Annotated in this window: 19 protein-coding genes and 1 tRNA gene; 10 read left to right on the forward strand and 10 right to left on the reverse strand. The window is 65.4% G+C overall.

Going from position 1 to position 16,634, the window contains the following annotated elements; all coding sequences use genetic code 11:
- Positions 1-35 precede the first annotated feature (35 nt).
- Positions 36-108: transfer RNA gene (locus tag ACH49N_RS00995), tRNA-Glu, on the forward strand.
- Positions 109-167: 59 nt separating this feature from the next.
- Here ACH49N_RS00995 and ACH49N_RS01000 read toward each other — a convergent pair.
- The 3 genes from ACH49N_RS01000 to ACH49N_RS01010 form a co-directional block, all read right to left on the reverse strand.
- Positions 168-335 carry a DUF5302 domain-containing protein gene (locus ACH49N_RS01000; protein ID WP_159926095.1) on the reverse strand — a complete coding sequence of 56 codons (168 nt, stop codon included), beginning with the start codon at positions 333-335 and terminating at the stop codon, positions 168-170.
- 113 nt (positions 336-448) lie between these two features.
- On the reverse strand, positions 449-967 hold the full coding sequence (locus tag ACH49N_RS01005; protein ID WP_358270542.1) for a PPOX class F420-dependent oxidoreductase: 519 nt from the start codon (positions 965-967) through the stop codon (positions 449-451).
- A 40-nt stretch (positions 968-1,007) separates the two neighbouring features.
- Positions 1,008-1,709: an IclR family transcriptional regulator gene (locus ACH49N_RS01010; RefSeq protein ID WP_109331025.1), complete on the reverse strand. Its 702-nt coding sequence runs from the start codon at positions 1,707-1,709 to the stop codon at positions 1,008-1,010.
- 138 nt (positions 1,710-1,847) lie between these two features.
- Here ACH49N_RS01010 and leuC point away from each other — a divergent pair, with 138 nt between their 5' ends.
- The 3 genes from leuC (at position 1,848) to ACH49N_RS01025 (ending at position 4,734) form a co-directional block, all read left to right on the forward strand.
- Positions 1,848-3,269, forward strand: a complete 1,422-nt coding sequence (gene leuC, locus ACH49N_RS01015; protein ID WP_109331023.1) for a 3-isopropylmalate dehydratase large subunit — start codon at positions 1,848-1,850, stop codon at positions 3,267-3,269.
- Between the two features lie 27 nt (positions 3,270-3,296).
- A complete protein-coding gene (leuD, locus tag ACH49N_RS01020) occupies positions 3,297-3,905 on the forward strand; it encodes a 3-isopropylmalate dehydratase small subunit (RefSeq protein WP_358270539.1) in 609 nt (202 codons plus the stop codon).
- Between the two features lie 157 nt (positions 3,906-4,062).
- The gene (locus tag ACH49N_RS01025) at positions 4,063-4,734 is read left to right on the forward strand and encodes an HU family DNA-binding protein (protein ID WP_358270537.1); all 672 of its coding nucleotides are present in this window, start codon (positions 4,063-4,065) and stop codon (positions 4,732-4,734) included.
- Between the two features lie 99 nt (positions 4,735-4,833).
- On the opposite strand, the gene ACH49N_RS01030 is transcribed toward ACH49N_RS01025, so the two are convergent.
- From ACH49N_RS01030 to cofC, 3 genes are all read right to left on the reverse strand, one after another.
- Positions 4,834-5,769, reverse strand: a complete 936-nt coding sequence (locus ACH49N_RS01030) for a bifunctional NUDIX hydrolase/histidine phosphatase family protein (RefSeq protein ID WP_159926097.1) — start codon at positions 5,767-5,769, stop codon at positions 4,834-4,836.
- Between the two features lie 34 nt (positions 5,770-5,803).
- On the reverse strand, positions 5,804-8,008 hold the full coding sequence (locus ACH49N_RS01035; RefSeq protein WP_159926098.1) for an RNA degradosome polyphosphate kinase: 2,205 nt from the start codon (positions 8,006-8,008) through the stop codon (positions 5,804-5,806).
- Between the two features lie 66 nt (positions 8,009-8,074).
- Complete coding sequence (gene cofC / locus ACH49N_RS01040; RefSeq protein WP_358270761.1) at positions 8,075-8,791, reverse strand: 2-phospho-L-lactate guanylyltransferase; 717 nt, start codon at positions 8,789-8,791, stop codon at positions 8,075-8,077.
- 118 nt (positions 8,792-8,909) lie between these two features.
- Between cofC and ACH49N_RS01045 the strand changes: the two genes are divergently transcribed.
- The 3 genes from ACH49N_RS01045 to ACH49N_RS01055 all read left to right on the forward strand — a co-directional run bounded on the left by ACH49N_RS01045 (position 8,910) and on the right by ACH49N_RS01055 (position 12,238).
- A complete protein-coding gene (locus tag ACH49N_RS01045) occupies positions 8,910-9,908 on the forward strand; it encodes an NAD(P)H-dependent glycerol-3-phosphate dehydrogenase (RefSeq protein WP_109331013.1) in 999 nt (332 codons plus the stop codon).
- A 4-nt stretch (positions 9,909-9,912) separates the two neighbouring features.
- Positions 9,913-11,037: a cystathionine gamma-lyase gene (locus ACH49N_RS01050; RefSeq protein WP_358270534.1), complete on the forward strand. Its 1,125-nt coding sequence runs from the start codon at positions 9,913-9,915 to the stop codon at positions 11,035-11,037.
- Positions 11,038-11,131: 94 nt separating this feature from the next.
- The gene (locus ACH49N_RS01055) at positions 11,132-12,238 is read left to right on the forward strand and encodes a D-alanine--D-alanine ligase family protein (protein WP_109335186.1); all 1,107 of its coding nucleotides are present in this window, start codon (positions 11,132-11,134) and stop codon (positions 12,236-12,238) included.
- A 28-nt stretch (positions 12,239-12,266) separates the two neighbouring features.
- Here ACH49N_RS01055 and ACH49N_RS01060 read toward each other — a convergent pair whose 3' ends face one another.
- Positions 12,267-12,857, reverse strand: a complete 591-nt coding sequence (locus ACH49N_RS01060) for a DUF3515 domain-containing protein (protein WP_358270532.1) — start codon at positions 12,855-12,857, stop codon at positions 12,267-12,269.
- Positions 12,858-12,859: 2 nt separating this feature from the next.
- The gene (locus ACH49N_RS01065; protein WP_109331007.1) at positions 12,860-13,090 is read right to left on the reverse strand and encodes an Lrp/AsnC ligand binding domain-containing protein; all 231 of its coding nucleotides are present in this window, start codon (positions 13,088-13,090) and stop codon (positions 12,860-12,862) included.
- Between the two features lie 259 nt (positions 13,091-13,349).
- On the opposite strand from ACH49N_RS01065, the gene ACH49N_RS01070 reads away from it, so the two are divergent.
- From ACH49N_RS01070 to ACH49N_RS01080, 3 genes are read left to right on the forward strand one after another with little or no spacing between them, the layout of a single operon-like run.
- The gene (locus ACH49N_RS01070) at positions 13,350-14,261 is read left to right on the forward strand and encodes a thiamine-phosphate kinase (protein ID WP_397504356.1); all 912 of its coding nucleotides are present in this window, start codon (positions 13,350-13,352) and stop codon (positions 14,259-14,261) included.
- Positions 14,262-14,270: 9 nt separating this feature from the next.
- Positions 14,271-14,792 (forward strand): gamma carbonic anhydrase family protein, encoded by a 522-nt coding sequence (locus ACH49N_RS01075; protein ID WP_109331003.1) that lies wholly within the window; start codon positions 14,271-14,273, stop codon positions 14,790-14,792.
- On the forward strand, positions 14,789-15,466 hold the full coding sequence (locus ACH49N_RS01080) for a uracil-DNA glycosylase (RefSeq protein WP_317764708.1): 678 nt from the start codon (positions 14,789-14,791) through the stop codon (positions 15,464-15,466). Before ACH49N_RS01075 ends, ACH49N_RS01080 begins: the two co-directional genes overlap by 4 nt.
- Before the next feature lie 3 nt (positions 15,467-15,469).
- Here ACH49N_RS01080 and ACH49N_RS01085 read toward each other — a convergent pair whose 3' ends face one another.
- Positions 15,470-16,270, reverse strand: coding sequence for an enoyl-CoA hydratase/isomerase family protein (locus tag ACH49N_RS01085; RefSeq protein WP_109331000.1), 801 nt, complete (start codon positions 16,268-16,270; stop codon positions 15,470-15,472).
- A gap of 121 nt (positions 16,271-16,391) precedes the next feature.
- Positions 16,392-16,583, reverse strand: coding sequence for a 50S ribosomal protein L28 (gene rpmB / locus ACH49N_RS01090; protein ID WP_109330998.1), 192 nt, complete (start codon positions 16,581-16,583; stop codon positions 16,392-16,394).
- Positions 16,584-16,634: the final 51 nt, after the last annotated feature.

Genomic DNA, 16,634 nt, shown 5'->3' on the forward strand with positions numbered 1-16,634 from the left:
TCGTGCAATACCAGTGAGTGCAATATCAAGTTCTTGGCCCCGTCGTCTAGCGGCCTAGGACGCCGCCCTCTCAAGGCGGTAGCGCGGGTTCGAATCCCGTCGGGGCTACACAAGAAACACCCTCCACTTCGGTGGAGGGTGTTTCTCTTTTCTGTCAGTGTGCTCGCTTATCCACTCTTGCGGCGGAATTCGCGTTTGTGATCGGCCGGGCCGTGCACGTGATGCACTTTGGAATTGCCGTCCTTGTGCTGAGTGGACATTCCGGCCTGATGATTCTTCCGTTCGAGTGCCTCACGGAATTTCTTTCGCATTTCTTCGTTACTCGCTTCGGCCACGGCGAACTCCCTCGGTAGATGGTTCACTGTGTGAAGTTACGCCGGTGAAATGGAGAATGCCCCTCATTTTTCCCGGGGGGCGCGGCAGTGGCAGAAGAATCAGCCGTCGCGCGTCACTGTCGGCGAGCGGGCTGTGTCAGGTAGGCGGCGGTGGTCCCGGCGACAGGCATGGCCGGGAGACCGAGCTTTGCGTGGTCCCAGCTCCGAACACGATCGGGAACAACCCGAACAGCGACCCGCTTGTGCATCATCTGGTCGACCGCGGGCCGGAGTTCGTCGGAGTAGGGCCCCGTGTACCGCTCCCAGACGCTGACGCCGACGGCAAACAGCGCGTCCGGATCGTCGACGACCTCGGCCCGTCCGTCGATCGACACACCCCGCAGGGTGTCGTAGGTGTCACCGTCCTCGATGAGGATCGTGACACGGTCGTCTCGGCGCAGGTTGACGGCCTTCTGCGACTTCGCCTTGGTCTCGAACCAGATCTCGCCGTCGATCACGGCGTACCACATGGCCACGAGGTGCGGGCGGCCGTCCGCACCCACCGTTGCGAGAGTCGCGACCCTGCTGTGGTCGACGAATTCGGTGATCTCCGAATCCGTCATCGTGATCTGTGCTCGCTGATTGCTGCCCATCAAGTCTCTCCTGTCGCGGTACGGATGAGACCGAGCATATTCACAGTCGCTTGTGCAACGCTTCCGCAGCGGCGAGGAGATCAGCCGCCCACCGGGCACCGGGCCGTCTACCCATTCTGTCGATGGGCCCCGACACCGAAATGGCGGCGATGACAGATCCGTTCCCGTCGCGAACGGGCGCGGCGACGCTGGCGACGCCCGGTTCGCGTTCGGCGGCGCTCTGCGCCCAGCCTCGCCGACGGACTTCCAGGAGGACGCGTTCGCCGAACGCGGCGTCGGGAAGAACGGCGCGCTGAGTCTGGGGATCCGCCCACGCGAGTAGTACCTTGGCGCCGGAGCCCGCGCTCATCGGAAGCCGGGCACCGACGAGGACGGTGTCGCGCAGGCCGGTCGGCGGTTCCATGGCCGCCACACAGATGCGCTGGGTGCCTTCCCGGCGGTACAACTGCACGCTCTCCCCGGTGATCTCGCGCAGCCGCGGAAGCACGAGCGCTGCTGCCGATACGAGCGGATCATTGGCTGTGGCAGCGAGTTCGGCCAGGCCGGGGCCGGGGCACCAGAGTCCGTCGGTGTCCCGGGTGAGGAGGCGGTGCACTTCGAGACCTACGGCCAGCCGGTGTGCGGTGGCGCGGGGTAGTCCGGTGCGCGAGCACAGTTCGGTGAGGCTGCAGGGCTTCTCGGCCACGGCATGTAGCACGCCTACCGCTTTGTCCAGCACTCCGATGCCGCTATGCTGTCTCATAGGTCGATACCAGTTTCTCGCATGGTGGGATCATAGCGCACCTACGGCTTCCGTCGAGTGCGTGCCCGGGATGAGACTGACGACATCAAGCGCACCGCGGACCGGCCCGAAGCCCGCTGTGCGAAGTGACACACAGAGGTGGAGAAGATGGCGGAGAAAGCACGCACCCTGGCAGAGAAGGTGTGGGACGACCATGTCGTTGTTCGGGGTGAGGGGAACAATCCCGATCTCATCTACATCGACCTGCATCTCGTTCACGAAGTGACGAGCCCGCAGGCGTTCGACGGATTGCGGCTCGCCGGCAGGCCCCTGCGCCGGCCGGATCTCACGATCGCCACCGAGGACCACAACGTTCCCACCGTGGACATCGACAAGCCGATCGCAGACCCCATCTCCCGGACTCAGGTCGACACGCTCCGGCGGAACTGCGAGGAGTTCGGTGTCCGTCTTCATCCGATGGGAAACATCGATCAGGGCATCGTGCACGTGGTCGGCCCTCAGCTGGGTCTGACACAGCCGGGCATGACGGTGGTGTGCGGTGACAGCCACACCTCCACGCACGGTGCCTTCGGCGCACTCGCCATGGGAATCGGCACGAGCGAGGTCGAGCACGTCATGGCGACCCAGACGCTGTCGCTGCGGCCCTTCAAGACGATGGCCGTCACCGTCGACGGCGAATTGCCCGACGGTGTCACGAGTAAAGACCTCATTCTCGCCGTCATCGCGCAGATCGGAACCGGCGGCGGTCAGGGCTACGTTCTGGAATATCGCGGTGAGGCGATCCGGAAGCTGTCCATGGAAGCGCGGATGACCATCTGCAACATGTCGATCGAGGCGGGTGCCCGCGCCGGGATGATCGCACCCGACGAGACCACCTACGAATTCATCAAGGGTCGTCCCCATGCTCCCCAGGGTGCCGACTGGGACGCCGCAGTGGCGGCGTGGGAACAGCTGAAGACTGACGAGGGCGCCGTTTTCGACAACGAGGTCCATATCGACGCGAGCACTTTGACGCCGTTCGTGACGTGGGGCACCAACCCCGGTCAGGGTCTGCCGCTCGGTGAGGCCGTTCCCGATCCGGCAAATATCGCCGACGAGAGTGAACGGCAGGCGGCCGAGAAAGCGTTGACCTACATGGGACTCGAAGCCGGGACCCCGTTGCGTGAGGTTGCGATCGACACCGTCTTCGTCGGCTCGTGCACCAACGGCCGGATCGAGGATCTTCGTGCCGTTGCCGAGGTTTTGCGTGGCCGCCACGTTGCGGAAGGCGTCCGGATGCTCGTTGTGCCCGGCTCGATGCGGGTTCGCGCGCAGGCGGAAAAGGAAGGACTCGGCGAGATCTTCACCGCCGCGGGTGCCGAGTGGCGTCAGGCCGGGTGCTCGATGTGCCTCGGAATGAACCCGGATCAGCTGGCGCCGGGGGAACGTTCGGCCTCCACGTCCAACCGAAACTTCGAGGGACGTCAAGGCAAGGGAGGTCGGACGCATCTCGTCTCGCCGCTCGTGGCCGCCGCGACCGCGGTCCGGGGAACGTTGTCCGCTCCGGCAGATCTGGCCTAGGACTCAAGGAATTTAGGAGATTTTTCGATGGAATCCTTTAGCACACACAAAGGTATCGGCGTTCCGCTGCGGCGATCCAACGTGGACACGGACCAGATCATTCCGGCCGTCTATCTGAAGCGAGTGACGCGCACAGGTTTCGAGGACGGCCTCTTCGCCGCGTGGCGGGGCGACCCCTCCTTCGTTCTCAACGTCGCACCGTACGACAAGGGCAGCGTTCTGGTCGCTGGTCCCGACTTCGGCACGGGGTCGTCCCGGGAGCACGCGGTGTGGGCGCTATCCGACTACGGCTTTCGGGTCGTGATCGCGTCGCGGTTCGCCGACATCTTCCGTGGGAACGCCGGCAAGGCCGGTCTGCTGGCCGCTCAGGTGGCCCAGTCGGACGTGGAACTGCTCTGGAAGTTGCTCGACGAGCAGCCGGGTCTCGAATTGACTGTCGATCTCGAAAACAAGACGGTCACGGCCGGAACCACTGTGGTGCCCTTTGAGATTGATGACTACACCCGTTGGCGTCTGATCGAGGGTCTGGATGACATCGGATTGACATTACGGCAGGTAGAGGCCATTTCTGAGTTCGAAAAGTCAAGGCCTTCTTGGAAACCAACGACGCTTCCGGAGCATGTTTCGACCGACTGACAGAGCGAATCCGAGTCTCTCCGCCAGATAACAATTCCCTGAGAATGGTGCCGCGTTGTATGAGAATTGGCGTGGCACATAGACTCCTGCGGTATTCAGGTTTACCGTAGTTCGTAGTCGGTCCAATGGTGGGCCATTAGTTCGCGGAGGATTTTCAATGAATAAGGCAGAGCTCATCGATGTTCTGACCGAGAAGCTGGGTTCGGACAGGCGCACGGCAACTGAAGCTGTCGAGCATGTTGTGGACACCATTGTTCGGGCAGTGCACCGCGGCGACAGTGTGACCATCACCGGATTCGGCGTTTTCGAGCAGCGCCGCCGTGCGGCCCGTGTCGCACGTAACCCCCGCACGGGTGAGACCGTGAAGGTCAAGCCCACGTCGGTGCCGGCATTCCGCCCGGGCGCCCAGTTCAAGGCGGTTATCGCTGGCGGCCAGAAGCTTCCGGCCACGGGTCCCGCGGTCAAGCGCGGTGCATCGGCAACCGCCACGAAGGCTGCGGCGAAGAAGGCAGCGGCGAAGAAGTCGGCGGCCAAGAAGACGGCCGCGAAGAAGGCGCCCGCGAAGGCGACGGCCACCAAGACCGCCGCCAAGAAGGCTCCGGCGAAGACGACGGCCACCAAGACCGCCGCCAAGAAGGCTCCGGCGAAGACGACGGCCACCAAGACCGCCGCCAAGAAGGCTCCGGCGAAGGCGACGGCCACCAAGACCGCCGCCAAGAAGGCGCCGGCGAAGACGACGGCGAAGAAGACTGCCGCCAAGAAGGCTCCGGCGAAGACGACGGCGAAGAAGACTGCCGCCAAGAAGGCTCCGGCCAAGCGCAGCAAGTAGAGCTGCGCGCACGCAGCGCTCCGCGTGACAGCAGGCGCCGACCACGATCTCGTGGTCGGCGCCTGTGTGTGTACGGCCCCGGGTGATGCTCCGGGCAGGTCAGTCTTGACGAGACAGTGGCAGGGGGCTGTCGATGTGGTCGGCTGCGATGAGCTTGCCGCCGGAGAGCGAGAGCACCCACGTGCTCGCTTTCCGGTTGCGCGCCGGCGGTAGCGAGACACCATCAGTCTTCGCCCACCACTCGAGCAGATCGGGAATGACCCCGCCCTGGCTGCAGATCACCTGTACTCCACCGCGTGCGGCAATTTTGCGCACCAGGGTCCGTGTGGCGGCGGGATCGGCCTTGTAGCTCTCCTCGGACAGCAGCGGCTCGACCCGGATCGTGGTGTCCAGCGAGCGCGCCAGCGGTTCCATGGTCTGGGTGCACCGCGTGCGATCTGCAGAAGAAATCTCGGTGGCTCCGAAAGCCCGGAGCTGCGTGACGAGTGCGTCTGCCTGCAATTCGCCGGTCGGATCGAGCGGTCGGGTGTCGTCGTCACCCTTGTACCGTTTCCGACTCCCTGCCTTCGCATGGCGCACCAGCAACACTGTTGCGGTGTCGGGAGGTAAGGCGCTGAATCGGCGCAGAATTTTGCGATCCATCGGATACGACAATTGATCGGCGACCTGGGGGACGGGAAGCCAGCGCAATTCGTCTACTTCGTCATTGGCCTCGAAAGCGCCTTCCCGCGCCTCGGCTGCCCAGTATTCGACGCGCTTCAATCGCCGGTGTCCGGGGATGGGGTAGGTCAATGCCCCGAGGTGGCGACCGAGACGTCCTCGGAGGCCCGTTTCTTCCTCTACCTCGCGCACTGCGGCAACGACCGCGGTCTCACCGGGATCGAGCTTGCCCTTCGGGAAAGACCAATCCTCGTATTTCGGCCGGTGAACGAGCGCGACCTCCGTCTCGTCGGGATTGTCGGGAGACTTTCGCCATAACACCGCACCGGCGGCGAAGATGTTGGCTCTGACGGGTTTGTCACCTGAGCTGCTCAACGGGTTCCTTCCTTCTGCCGCGCCGTCGTCGCGTTCAGGATCCGCCACCCATCCGCGTCCGCATCATGGCCTCCTGGTGCTCGCGCACATCCTCGCCGTCCGCCGGTGCCGCCGCCCAACGTCCGTCCGGCTGCAGCAACCAGCACCGAGTGGTGGGGTCGAGGGAAGAGTCGAGAATGTCCGCCATCTGCGCTGTGAGGCGAGGATCTTTCACCTGCGCCATCACTTCCACGCGCCGGTCGAGATTGCGGTGCATCATGTCGGCGCTGCCGATCCAGAACTCGTCGGCGCCGCGGAAATGGAAGATTCGGGAATGTTCGAGGAATCGGCCGAGGATGGAGCGAACCACGATGTTTTCGCTCATTCCCGGAACTCCCGGTTTCAGAGCGCAAATTCCACGGACGACGATGTCCACCGGAACGCCGGCCTTGGACGCACGATAGAGCGCGTCGATCACCTGTTCGTCGACCAGCGCGTTGGCCTTCATGCGAATTCCGGCTTCGTGGCCCTGCAGTTTGCGGGCCACCTCGGCGTCGATCCGCTCGATGATTCCCCGGCGGACTCCGTAGGGCGCAACGAGGAGATTGCGGTAGTGGGTCTTGCGGGAATAGCCCGTCAACGAGTTGAACAGATCGGTGAGGTCCGCGCCGATCTCGGGAGCGGCTGTCAGCAGCCCCACATCTTCGTAGAGCCGGGCCGTCTTCGGGTTGTAGTTGCCGGTACCGATGTGGCAGTAGCGGCGGATCGCCGAACCTTCACGCCGGACGACGAGGCAGGTCTTGCAGTGCGTCTTGAGTCCGACGAGTCCGTACACCACGTGAACGCCTGCGTGTTCGAGTTTGCGGGCCCACTTGATGTTGGCCTGCTCGTCGAACCGGGCCTTGATTTCGACAAGAGCCACAACCTGTTTGCCCGCCTCGGCGGCGGCGATCAAGGCGTTGACGATCGGCGAATCACCCGAAGTCCGGTACAGGGTTTGCTTGATCGCCAGAACCTGCGGATCGGCCGCCGCCTGCTCGATGAAACGTTGCACGCTCGTGGAGAAGGAGTCGTAGGGGTGGTGCACCAACACGTCGCCGTCGCGAAGTGTGGAGAAGACACTCTTCGGAGTCTCCCGCTCGCCGAAAGCCGGATGGGTCGCAGGCACGAACGGCCGGTCCTTGAGTGCCGGCCTGTCGACCGCGTACACCTGCCACAAGCACGACAAGTCCAGGAGTCCGGGTACCTGAATGACGTCACCCGGGTCGACGTCGAGTTCGCGCAGCAGCAATTCGAGCATGTGCTCGGTCATGTCGTCGGCTACTTCGAGACGCACCGGTGATCCGAAGCGCCGACGGGCCAGTTCCCGTTCCAACGCCTGCAGGAGGTCTTCGTCGCGATCTTCCTCGACTTCGAAATCGGCGTTGCGCGTGATGCGGAAAGCGTGGTGCTCCACGATCTCCATACCGGGGAACAACACGTCGAGGTGGGCCGAGATGAGGTCCTCCATGGGGAGGAAGGCGTCGATCGACGACGGAGTCTCGTTGCGGTTGACGCGTACGAACCGACCCACGTTGTCCGGAACCTTGACGCGAGCAAAGTGTTCGCCGCCGGTGGCCGCGTCCTTCACCGTCACCGCGAGGTTGAGACTGAGCCCGCTGATGTAGGGGAACGGGTGCGCATGATCCACAGCGAGGGGAGTGAGTACCGGAAAGACCTGCTCCTGGAAGTGCACCGACAGGCGTACCCGGTCGTCGTCGGTGAGATCGGACCACCCGATGATGGAGATCCCTTCCGCGGCAAGCGCCGGACGCACGGAGTCGAGGAACACCCGAGCATGCCTGTCGGAAATTTCCTGGGTGCGCTTTGCGATCAGCGCGAGCTGTTCACGGGGGGAGAGACCGTCTGCGGAACGCACGGACAGACCGGTCTCGTCCCGGCGTTTCAAGCCCGCGACCCGCACCATGAAGAACTCGTCCAGGTTGGACGCGAAGATTGCGAGGAACTTGGCACGCTCGAGGAGCGGCAGTGACGTGTCCTCGGCAAGCGCGAGAACACGCGAATTGAAGTCGAGCCAACTGAGTTCCCGATTGAGATAACGATCTTCGGGCAGTCCCTCGGTGAGGACGCTCGCGGGAGCATTCGTAGCCGCAGGAGGCGCCATCGGGATGCTCGTCGAGTTCACCACGAGGGTGCCGTCGTGCGATCCGTTCTTGTCGTCGACGTCGGTCTGCTGGTCGAGTGCTTCGCCATTACTCACATCACGATCATCCCTCGAGGAAACTCCTGCGGACAATCGATGGGGCAAATTCACACTGGTCGTCGGCTACGACTTTCCACCCGGGGAAGCGGCGATAGGGGTTGCCGCGTCGAGCGCAGCGCGCGTGGCAGGCCCGACTCCGAGTGCGCGAGCGGAATCCAGGTCGTCGGCCGTGTCTACATCGGTTCGCAAACCCGGCCAGTGCCCGTGCAACGGGCGTGCCCCCGACTCGAGGTGTCGCCGCGCCGATCCTGGCCCGAACTGCGGATCGAGCGGAACGGAAGGGTCGCACGAGAACAGTGCCGCGGTGCCGGTTCCGTGATGATCGACGACCACCGATCGGCCGCCGGTTCTGGCCGCAGCCAGAGCTTCGCCGAATTCGTCACTGCGCAGCGACGGGAGATCGGCCTGCAGGGCGACGACATCCACACCCTGCTCATTCTTCCGAACATGGTCGGCCGCGGCCGCCAGCGCCGCATTGAGTCCGTGCTCGCCCTGGTCTCCCTCGCTACCCTGCTCGTTCACACCGCCCTCGACCGGCGTCGATGTGGGATCGGCATAGACGTGGGCGCCGACGCTGCGCGCGAGACGCGCGACTGCCGCATCGGGCGTGACCACCGTGACACCTACCACGGAGTCGACGTCCCGGACCACCGTCAGGGTGTCGCGCAGCATCGACAGCACCAGGCCGGTGCGGTCGGCGACGTCGAACACTCCGGACAGGCGGGTTTTGGCCACGTGAAGTCCTTTGACCGCGACCAGTACGTGCGCGCGCGGCATCACGGGTGGAGTCGCGGTGCTCATGCCCGATATCTTGCCAGTCCAGACGCTGCGGTGTCGTGCCCCGGTATCGGCGCTACTGTGAGCGGGATACGAAGAGAATCGATGATGAGGGGGCTGTGTGAGCAAGGCTGCTGTACTGGGGGCAGGCTCGTGGGGGACGGCTTTTGCGAAGGTCCTGGCCGATGCCGGAACCGATGTCACCATGTGGGCGCGCCGCGCCGAGGTCGCCGAATCGATCGCCGGGCGGCACGAAAACGTCGACTATCTACCCGGCGTCGCGCTCCCGTCGACGCTGACTGCCACCGATGATGCGGCGGCCGCGCTGGACGGTGCCGACTTCGTCGTTCTCGCCGTTCCCTCCCAGTCGTTGCGAAGCAATCTGGCGGAGTGGAGTCCGATGATCGGCGAGGATGCCACCCTCCTCAGCCTCGCGAAGGGGATCGAAACCGGCACTCTGATGCGGATGAGTCAGGTCATCGTCCAGGTCACGGGCGCCGATCCGGGGCGTGTCGCCGTCCTGTCGGGACCCAATCTGGCCCGCGAGATCGCGATCGAACAACCGGCGGCGACAGTGATCGCGTGCACCGACTCGACGCGCGCGCTCGCGCTGCAGAAGGCGTCGGCCACGGGGTACTTCCGTCCGTACACGAACTCCGACGTGATCGGCTGCGAGATCGGCGGCGCATGCAAGAACGTGATCGCCCTGGCGTGCGGCATGGCAGCCGGAAGTGGATTGGGCGACAACACAATTGCGAGCATCATTACGCGCGGCCTGGCGGAGATCATTCGTCTGGGTGTTGCCTTGGGCGCAAAACCGACCACCCTTGCAGGGCTCGCCGGCGTGGGCGACCTGGTAGCCACGTGCTCGTCACCGCTGTCGCGGAACCGGTCCTTCGGTGAGCGGCTGGGGCAGGGCGGGTCCATGGAGACCGCGCAGGAGGCCACTCACGGACAGGTGGCCGAGGGCGTGAAATCCTGCTCGTCGGTTCGGGCGCTCGCATCCAGCTACGACGTCGAAATGCCGCTCACCGACGCCGTGCACCGCGTGTGTCATGAAGGTCTCGTCGTGCAGGACGCGATCGGCCAGTTGCTCGGCCGTCGTACGAAGTCGGAGTGACCGGGTGAGCGGAGATTCCACCCGTTGTGTCAAAGCTGTTGCAACAGAAGCGTATCCAGGGTCTCCGATGCAGCGGGGTCCGGTGTTCGCCGCCCCGTACCAGCTGAGCGCCGACGAAGGAACCGAGTCGGACACGTATGCCCGGGCATCGAATCCTGGCTGGCGCGATCTCGAATCGGCGCTCGCCATGCTCGAAGGCGCCTCCGGGGCACTGGTGGTCGGCTCCGGGATGTCTGCGGTCACCGTCGCAGTGCGCACTCTTCTCACGGCAGGGGACACGGTGATCGTTCCGGCGGACGGGTACTACCAAGTCCGCGCCTACGCGCGGGAGCGGTGGGAGCCGCTGGGCATCACCGTGCACGAAGTGGCGACCTCGGACATGGCGAGCGAGAGCACCGCGGCGCTGTTGGCGTCGGCGGAAGGAACGACGGTTGTCGTCGCCGAGACTCCTGCCAACCCGTCCCTCGACGTCGTCGACCTACGCGCGCTGTCGCAGCGGTGCCGGGACGCCGGGGCCGTGCTCGTCGTCGACAACACGACGGCGACCCCGCTCGGCCAGCAACCTCTGGAACTCGGCGCAGACGTCGTTGTTGCCAGTGGCACAAAGGCATTGAGTGGGCACAGCGACCTCCTCATGGGCTACATCGCGGTATCGGACCCCGACTTCCTCGCCGCGATGGAGCGGGAAAGAGCTTTGTCGGGAACGGTGCTCGGACCATTCGAGACATGGCTTGCCCACCGAAGTCTCGGAACTGCGGGGCTGCGTTTCGAGCGGCAGTGCGCCAACGCGTCGGCTGTCGCAGACCTTGTGGCCGCGCACCCCGCGGCGCAACGGGTGCGCTATCCGGGCCTGGCGAGTGATCCTTCCCACGCCGTCGCGTCGAGGCAGATGCGCCGATTCGGTGGACTGGTGAGTTTCGAACTCGGCTCCGCCGAGCAGTTCCATCGCTTCGTGGCAGGCAGCGAACTACTCGTTTCGGCGACGAGCTTCGGTGGCATCCACACCACGGCCGATCGCCGGGCGAGGTGGGGAGATGCGGTTCCCGACGGGTTCGTACGACTGTCCTGCGGGATCGAGGACACCGACGATCTCCTTGCCGACGTCGAACGGGCACTGTCGGGAGTGTGACCGCGGTTGTCGGCTCGAAGTCGTGAGGTCGGCGAAGTATCGGCGATCGGAGGTGGGTGCGGTGGGCACGGCGGGGCGGCGGTACGGTTTGTTCGTGAGCACACCGCGTACCCGGGTAGCCGTCATCTTCGGTGGCCGTAGCAACGAGCATTCCGTTTCCTGCGTCTCCGCCGGGAGTGTCCTGAGGAACCTCGACCCCGAACGGTACGAGGTGGTGCCGATCGGTATCACGACCGAGGGGTCGTGGGTTCTCGGCTCCACCGATCCCGCCTCCCTGTCCATCCGCGGCCGGTCCCTGCCCAGCGTCGATGCCGGTGGTTCCGCGTTGGCCCTGACGGCCGACCCCACCCGCTCGGGCGACCTCGTTGCTCTCGACGACGGTGAAGCAGGGAAGATCCTCGCCTCGGTGGACGTGGTATTCCCCGTCCTGCACGGCGCCTACGGCGAGGACGGCACGATCCAAGGTTTGCTCGAGCTCGCCGGAATCCCGTACGTCGGCCCAGGCGTACTCGCGAGCGCTGCCGGAATGGACAAGGAGTTCACCAAGAAGTTGCTTGCGGCCGAGGGGTTGCCCATCGGATTTCAGGTGGTGCTGCGGCCGGGCACCGACAATCTCACCGAGGAGCAGAAGTCCCGCCTCGATCTGCCGGTGTTCGTGAAGCCCGCGCGAGGGGGCTCGTCCATCGGTATCACCCGGGTCGCCGACTGGGCCGCCCTCGACGATGCCATCGCCCACGCCCGTGAGCACGATCCCAAGGTGATCGTCGAATCGGGGATCAGTGGACGTGAGGTGGAGTGCGGGGTTCTCGAATTCCCGGACGGCGAAGTCCGGGCCAGCGTCGTCGCCGAGATCCGGATGCCGGCTGCGTCGGGCAGCGACGAGGCGTTCTACGACTTCGACAGCAAGTACCTCGATGATGTGTGCGAGTTCGATGTGCCCGCGAAACTCGACGAATCGGTGAGCGAAGACATTCGCGCTCTCGCGGTGCGCGCCTTCGCCGCCCTCGACTGTCAGGGTCTCGCGCGTGTCGACTTCTTCGTCACCGAAGACGGTCCGGTCATCAACGAGATCAACACCATGCCCGGGTTCACCTCGATCTCGATGTATCCGCGCATGTGGGGAGCGATCGGAGTCGACTACGGCACCCTTGTGTCCACCCTGGTCGATACGGCGCTCGCCCGGGGCACGGGGCTGCGCTAGACGATGTCCGCGCCCGGCTCGCTGTGGTTCACGGATTGGGGACGGGTGCGGGATCCAGCGGCTTCTGTGGCAGAACCTTCGACACCGCATCCGACATTTCCTGCAGCGGCGTGGGTCCGACGCCCCGGGGGACGGTAAGTCCCACGTAGATCCCGCGGTCCACGGCGAACCAGCTGCTCGCGTCGATTCCTGCGCTCTCCCCGGAGATCTCGAACCACTGCACCCCGTTGATCACCTGCAATGACGACGCCTGGTCGAACTCTGCGGGACGGTCGAGGCCGCATCGCAGAACGAGTGGTTCACCCTCGGCCGGTTGCCACGCCGCGGTCGCCGCGGGTGCCGGTGGAGTGAGTTCGGCTCGCGTGTACTCGCCCAATGCGTCCGGGAGACCGGCCATCAACGCCGTGCACTCCGCGGAGGCAGCCGCGGGAGCGGGCACCGGACCCAGCGACACGGGGGATTTCGCAGGGTTGCGCCCGGCAATGACCGCGGCGACGACGATGCCGATCACCAACGCGACCGGAAGCGCCACCGCAGTGGCGATGAGAGCAGGATTACGCCGCTCGACGGGTTCGGTATCGGTAGCTGCGTCGGTCGGGTGCGATTCGTGTTCGGGCATGCTCAGATCGTTTTCGGCTTCTCGGGAATGTCGCAGGTGAGGGTGCGGGTGATACCGGGGACCCGACGGATCTCCTGCGTCACCGGCGCGATGTCGTCGGCGCTGACCCGCGCGATCACGTCGTACGGCCCGATCACGTCCTGCGCTGATTGCACCCCGGTGATCTGCGCGATCTGCGCCGCAATGGCCGAAGCTCGTCCGACCTCGGTTTGGATCAGGATGAACGCTTGCACTCTCGCTCCGGCCCTTCCCTGCTCCGCCCCGCATGGATCTCGGTAGAGTCGCGGGTGCTTCGGCGCGCTGATCGGTCACGTGCCGGAGAGTCCCGGCAACAGCTAAAAGGTACCGCAGTCGCACATTCCGTCGACCGGCCACACTGGCGCTGCGCCGGGTGATCCGACACAACGGCGCTCGTGGAGGCACACCATCACACCAACGGATACCCCGGGTTCCCCCGTTCCCCGCACCGTCGCGGATGTCGGTGAGTTCGCCGTGATCGACCGCGCCGTGGAGGGTCGCGCCCAACCGCCCACCACACTTCTCGGGCCCGGCGACGATGCCGCGCTCGTCCGGGCGGGAGACGGCCGCGTCGTCGTGTCCACCGACATGCTGGTGCAAGGCAGGCACTTCCGGCTCGACTGGTCGTCTCCGCGTGAGGTCGGGCGCAAGGCGGTGGCGCAGAACGCGGCCGATGTCGCGGCGATGGGTGCGCGGCCCACCGCGTTTCTCGTGTCGCTCGGTCTGCCGCCGGATACCCCGGTGGAGGTGGCGGACGGTATCTCCGCGGGAATCTGGGATGCTGCCGAGGAACTGGGTGCCGGCGTGGTCGGCGGCGATCTGGTTCAGGCGGATTCCGTCGTGATCTCTGTCACGGTGCTCGGTGACCTCGCGGGGCAGCGTGCCGTCCTTCGTTCGGGCGCCCAGGCGGGCGACGTCGTCGCTGTCGCAGGCACGCTGGGTGCATCCGCCTGCGGTCTGGCTCTCTTCCTCGCGGAATCGACTCGGTTTCCCGGCCTTCTCGCCGCCCACCGCGTACCGCACCCACCGTATGCAGCGGCGTGGACCGCCGCCGAGGCGGGCGCACACTCGATGACCGACATCTCCGACGGGCTACTCGCCGATCTCGGGCACATCGGCGCAGCGTCGGGAGTCGGGATGGCGCTCGCGCGGGACGACATCGCCGTGTCGCCGGACCTGGTGTCCGCAGCTGCGATCCTGGGGACCGACTACTGGGAGTGGGTACTGACCGGGGGAGAAGACCACGGTTTCGCCGCCACCTTCCCCTCCGGCGTGCCGCTACCCGCGGGCTGGCTTCGTATCGGAACGGTCCATGACGGGACGGGCATCACGGTCGACGGCCGGCGGTGGCCGGGGGCGTCCGGCTGGCAGAGTTTCTCGGTATAGGTTGCACCCATGGCTATCTACGCACTCGGCGAGCAGGAACCGGACATTTCCCCGGACGCTTACGTCCACCCCGACGCGGTGGTGATCGGGAACGTCACGCTCGCGGCGGGCGCATCGGTGTGGCCGCAGGCCGTGCTCCGCGCCGACTACGGCACCATCTCCATCGGAGCCGGGACCAACATCCAGGACGGCACCGTCATCCATTGCACGCCGATCGACCCCACCGTCATCGGGTCCGGATGCGTCGTCGGACACGCGGCACACATCGAGGGTTCCACGATCGGCGACAATTGCCTCATCGCGTCGGGTTCGGTGGTGTTGAACGGTTCGGTGATCGGGGCCGGTTCCGTGGTCGGGGCGGGCGCTGTCATTCCGTTCAAGTTCGAGGTGCCGCCGAGACGGATGGCACTCGGCGTGCCCGCCAAAATCCGAGAAGGCTACGAGGTTCCCGAGGGGCACGTGGAAATGAACGTGAAGATGTACTCGGCCAACGCGGCGTACTACCGCGACGCCCTGCGCAGGCTCGACTGATGGCTGCGCCGCTATCCGATCTGGTGGAGGCCGGCTGGGCCGAGGCTCTCGCTCCGGTAGCCGATCGCATCACCGAAATGGGTGCATTCCTCCGCGCGGAGATTGCCGAGGGCAGGGAGTATCTTCCGTCCGGCGACAACGTGCTGCGCGCGTTCACGCACCCCTTCGCCCAAGTGAAGGTGCTGATCGTCGGTCAGGACCCGTATCCGACTCCCGGGCACGCCGTGGGGCTCAGCTTCTCGGTGGCGCCCGACGTGCGACCCGTTCCCCGCAGTCTCGGCAACATCTTCGCCGAGTACAGCAAGGACCTCGGTTTTCCGACGCCGTCCACGGGAGATCTGACACCGTGGTCTCGTCAGGGTGTGTTGCTGTTGAACAGGGTCCTGACCGTCCAGCCCGGACTTCCGGCCTCCCATCGGCGTAAGGGGTGGGAAGCTGTCACGGAACAGGCAATTCGCGCGTTGGTGGAGCGAACCGAACCCCTCGTCGCCATTCTCTGGGGCCGGGACGCGTCCACCTTGAAGCCGATGCTCGCAGACGTGCCGACGATCGAGAGCGCTCACCCTTCACCGCTGTCCGCCTCACGAGGATTCTTCGGTTCACGTCCGTTCAGCAGAGCGAACGAACTGCTGGACAGCCTCGGCGCCGAACCTGTGAATTGGGAACTGCCCTAGCGTTTACGCCCGCACTTCCTTGATCGATGCGAAGTCTGCGCGTCTCTTCTCGACGAAGGCATCGACGCCTTCACGTCCGATCGGGCTGTCGGCTGCGACGGCGATAGAGGCGGCCTCCGCGTCGAGTTGCTCTGCCAGAGTGCGCGTGGTCGATGCGGAGAGGAGAGTCTTGATCCCGGAGTACGAGGAGGTCGGACCCGCAGCCAGGGTTCGCGCGAGTCGAAGCGCCTCGTCCTGCACCACGTCGTCACCGACCAAGCGGCTGAGAATTCCGAGGCGCACTGCCTCGTCGCCGCTGAGAACCGCATCGGTCAGCAGGATTTCGCGAGCACGGGCGATGCCGACGATCCGCGGAAGAGTCCACGACATACCGCCGTCCGGTGTGTAACCGATCGAGGGGTACGCCGGCCGCATCTTGGTGCCGGGCCCGCCGATCGCGACATCGGCGAGGCAGACGAGGCTCATTCCCGCGCCCGCAGCCCACCCGTGCACACCGGCGATCACCGGAACGGTCACCGCGTCGAGAGCGCGCACGAAGGCGTGGAAGACGCGCGCGATCTCGGCGACGTACTCGCTGCGCACGGGTGCGGCGGCGAAGGCGCGGACATTACCGCCGGCACAGAAGTTCGGCCCCTCGCCGACGAGGAGAACGCTGCCGATCCGATCGCCCACGGCCTCGAGGGCACGTGTGCCCTGATCGAGGCCTTCGCCGTCCAGCGATGTGCCGTTGTCGGCGGTCGAAATCGTGATGCGGAGCACGCCCTCGTCGAGCTGTACTTTGCTGAGTCCATCGAGAGAAGTCACGGTTGCACCCTACGTGGCGCCCGACCCGGCATCACCAGGACCCGATGTGCTGCATCGATGCGACATGACGAAGCCCCCGGCGCCGAGGTGTCGGGGGCTTCGGAACACACGCAGCGTCGGGTCAGCCCCGAGCAACCTTTCCAGCCTTCAGGCAGGACGTGCAGACGTTGAGCTTCCGGGTGTTTCCGGGGGCAACTTCGGCACGAACAGTCTGAATGTTCGGGTTCCAGCGACGATTGGTACGCCGGTGCGAGTGCGAGACCGACTTACCGAAGCCGGGCCCCTTGGCGCATACGTCGCAGACGGCAGCCATAGTCGCGAACTCCTTCAAGATAGTGAACTGTGAAATTTAACTGGCCCCACG

Source organism: Rhodococcus sp. NPDC019647 (assembly GCF_044389235.1).
GTDB classification, from domain to species: Bacteria; Actinomycetota; Actinomycetes; order Mycobacteriales; family Mycobacteriaceae; genus Rhodococcus_F; species Rhodococcus_F oxybenzonivorans.

Excerpts from the sequence above, each read along its gene's own strand:
- ACH49N_RS01005 (WP_358270542.1), bottom strand. The coding sequence starts at position 967 with ATGGGCAGCAATCAGCGAGCACAGATCACGATGACGGATTCGGAGATC.
- ACH49N_RS01010 (WP_109331025.1), bottom strand. The coding sequence starts at position 1,709 with ATGAGACAGCATAGCGGCATCGGAGTGCTGGACAAAGCGGTAGGCGTG.
- leuD (WP_358270539.1), top strand. The coding sequence starts at position 3,297 with ATGGAATCCTTTAGCACACACAAAGGTATCGGCGTTCCGCTGCGGCGA.
- ACH49N_RS01025 (WP_358270537.1), top strand. The coding sequence starts at position 4,063 with ATGAATAAGGCAGAGCTCATCGATGTTCTGACCGAGAAGCTGGGTTCG.
- ACH49N_RS01060 (WP_358270532.1), bottom strand. The coding sequence starts at position 12,857 with ATGCCCGAACACGAATCGCACCCGACCGACGCAGCTACCGATACCGAA.
- ACH49N_RS01075 (WP_109331003.1), top strand. The coding sequence starts at position 14,271 with ATGGCTATCTACGCACTCGGCGAGCAGGAACCGGACATTTCCCCGGAC.
- rpmB (WP_109330998.1), bottom strand. The coding sequence starts at position 16,583 with ATGGCTGCCGTCTGCGACGTATGCGCCAAGGGGCCCGGCTTCGGTAAG.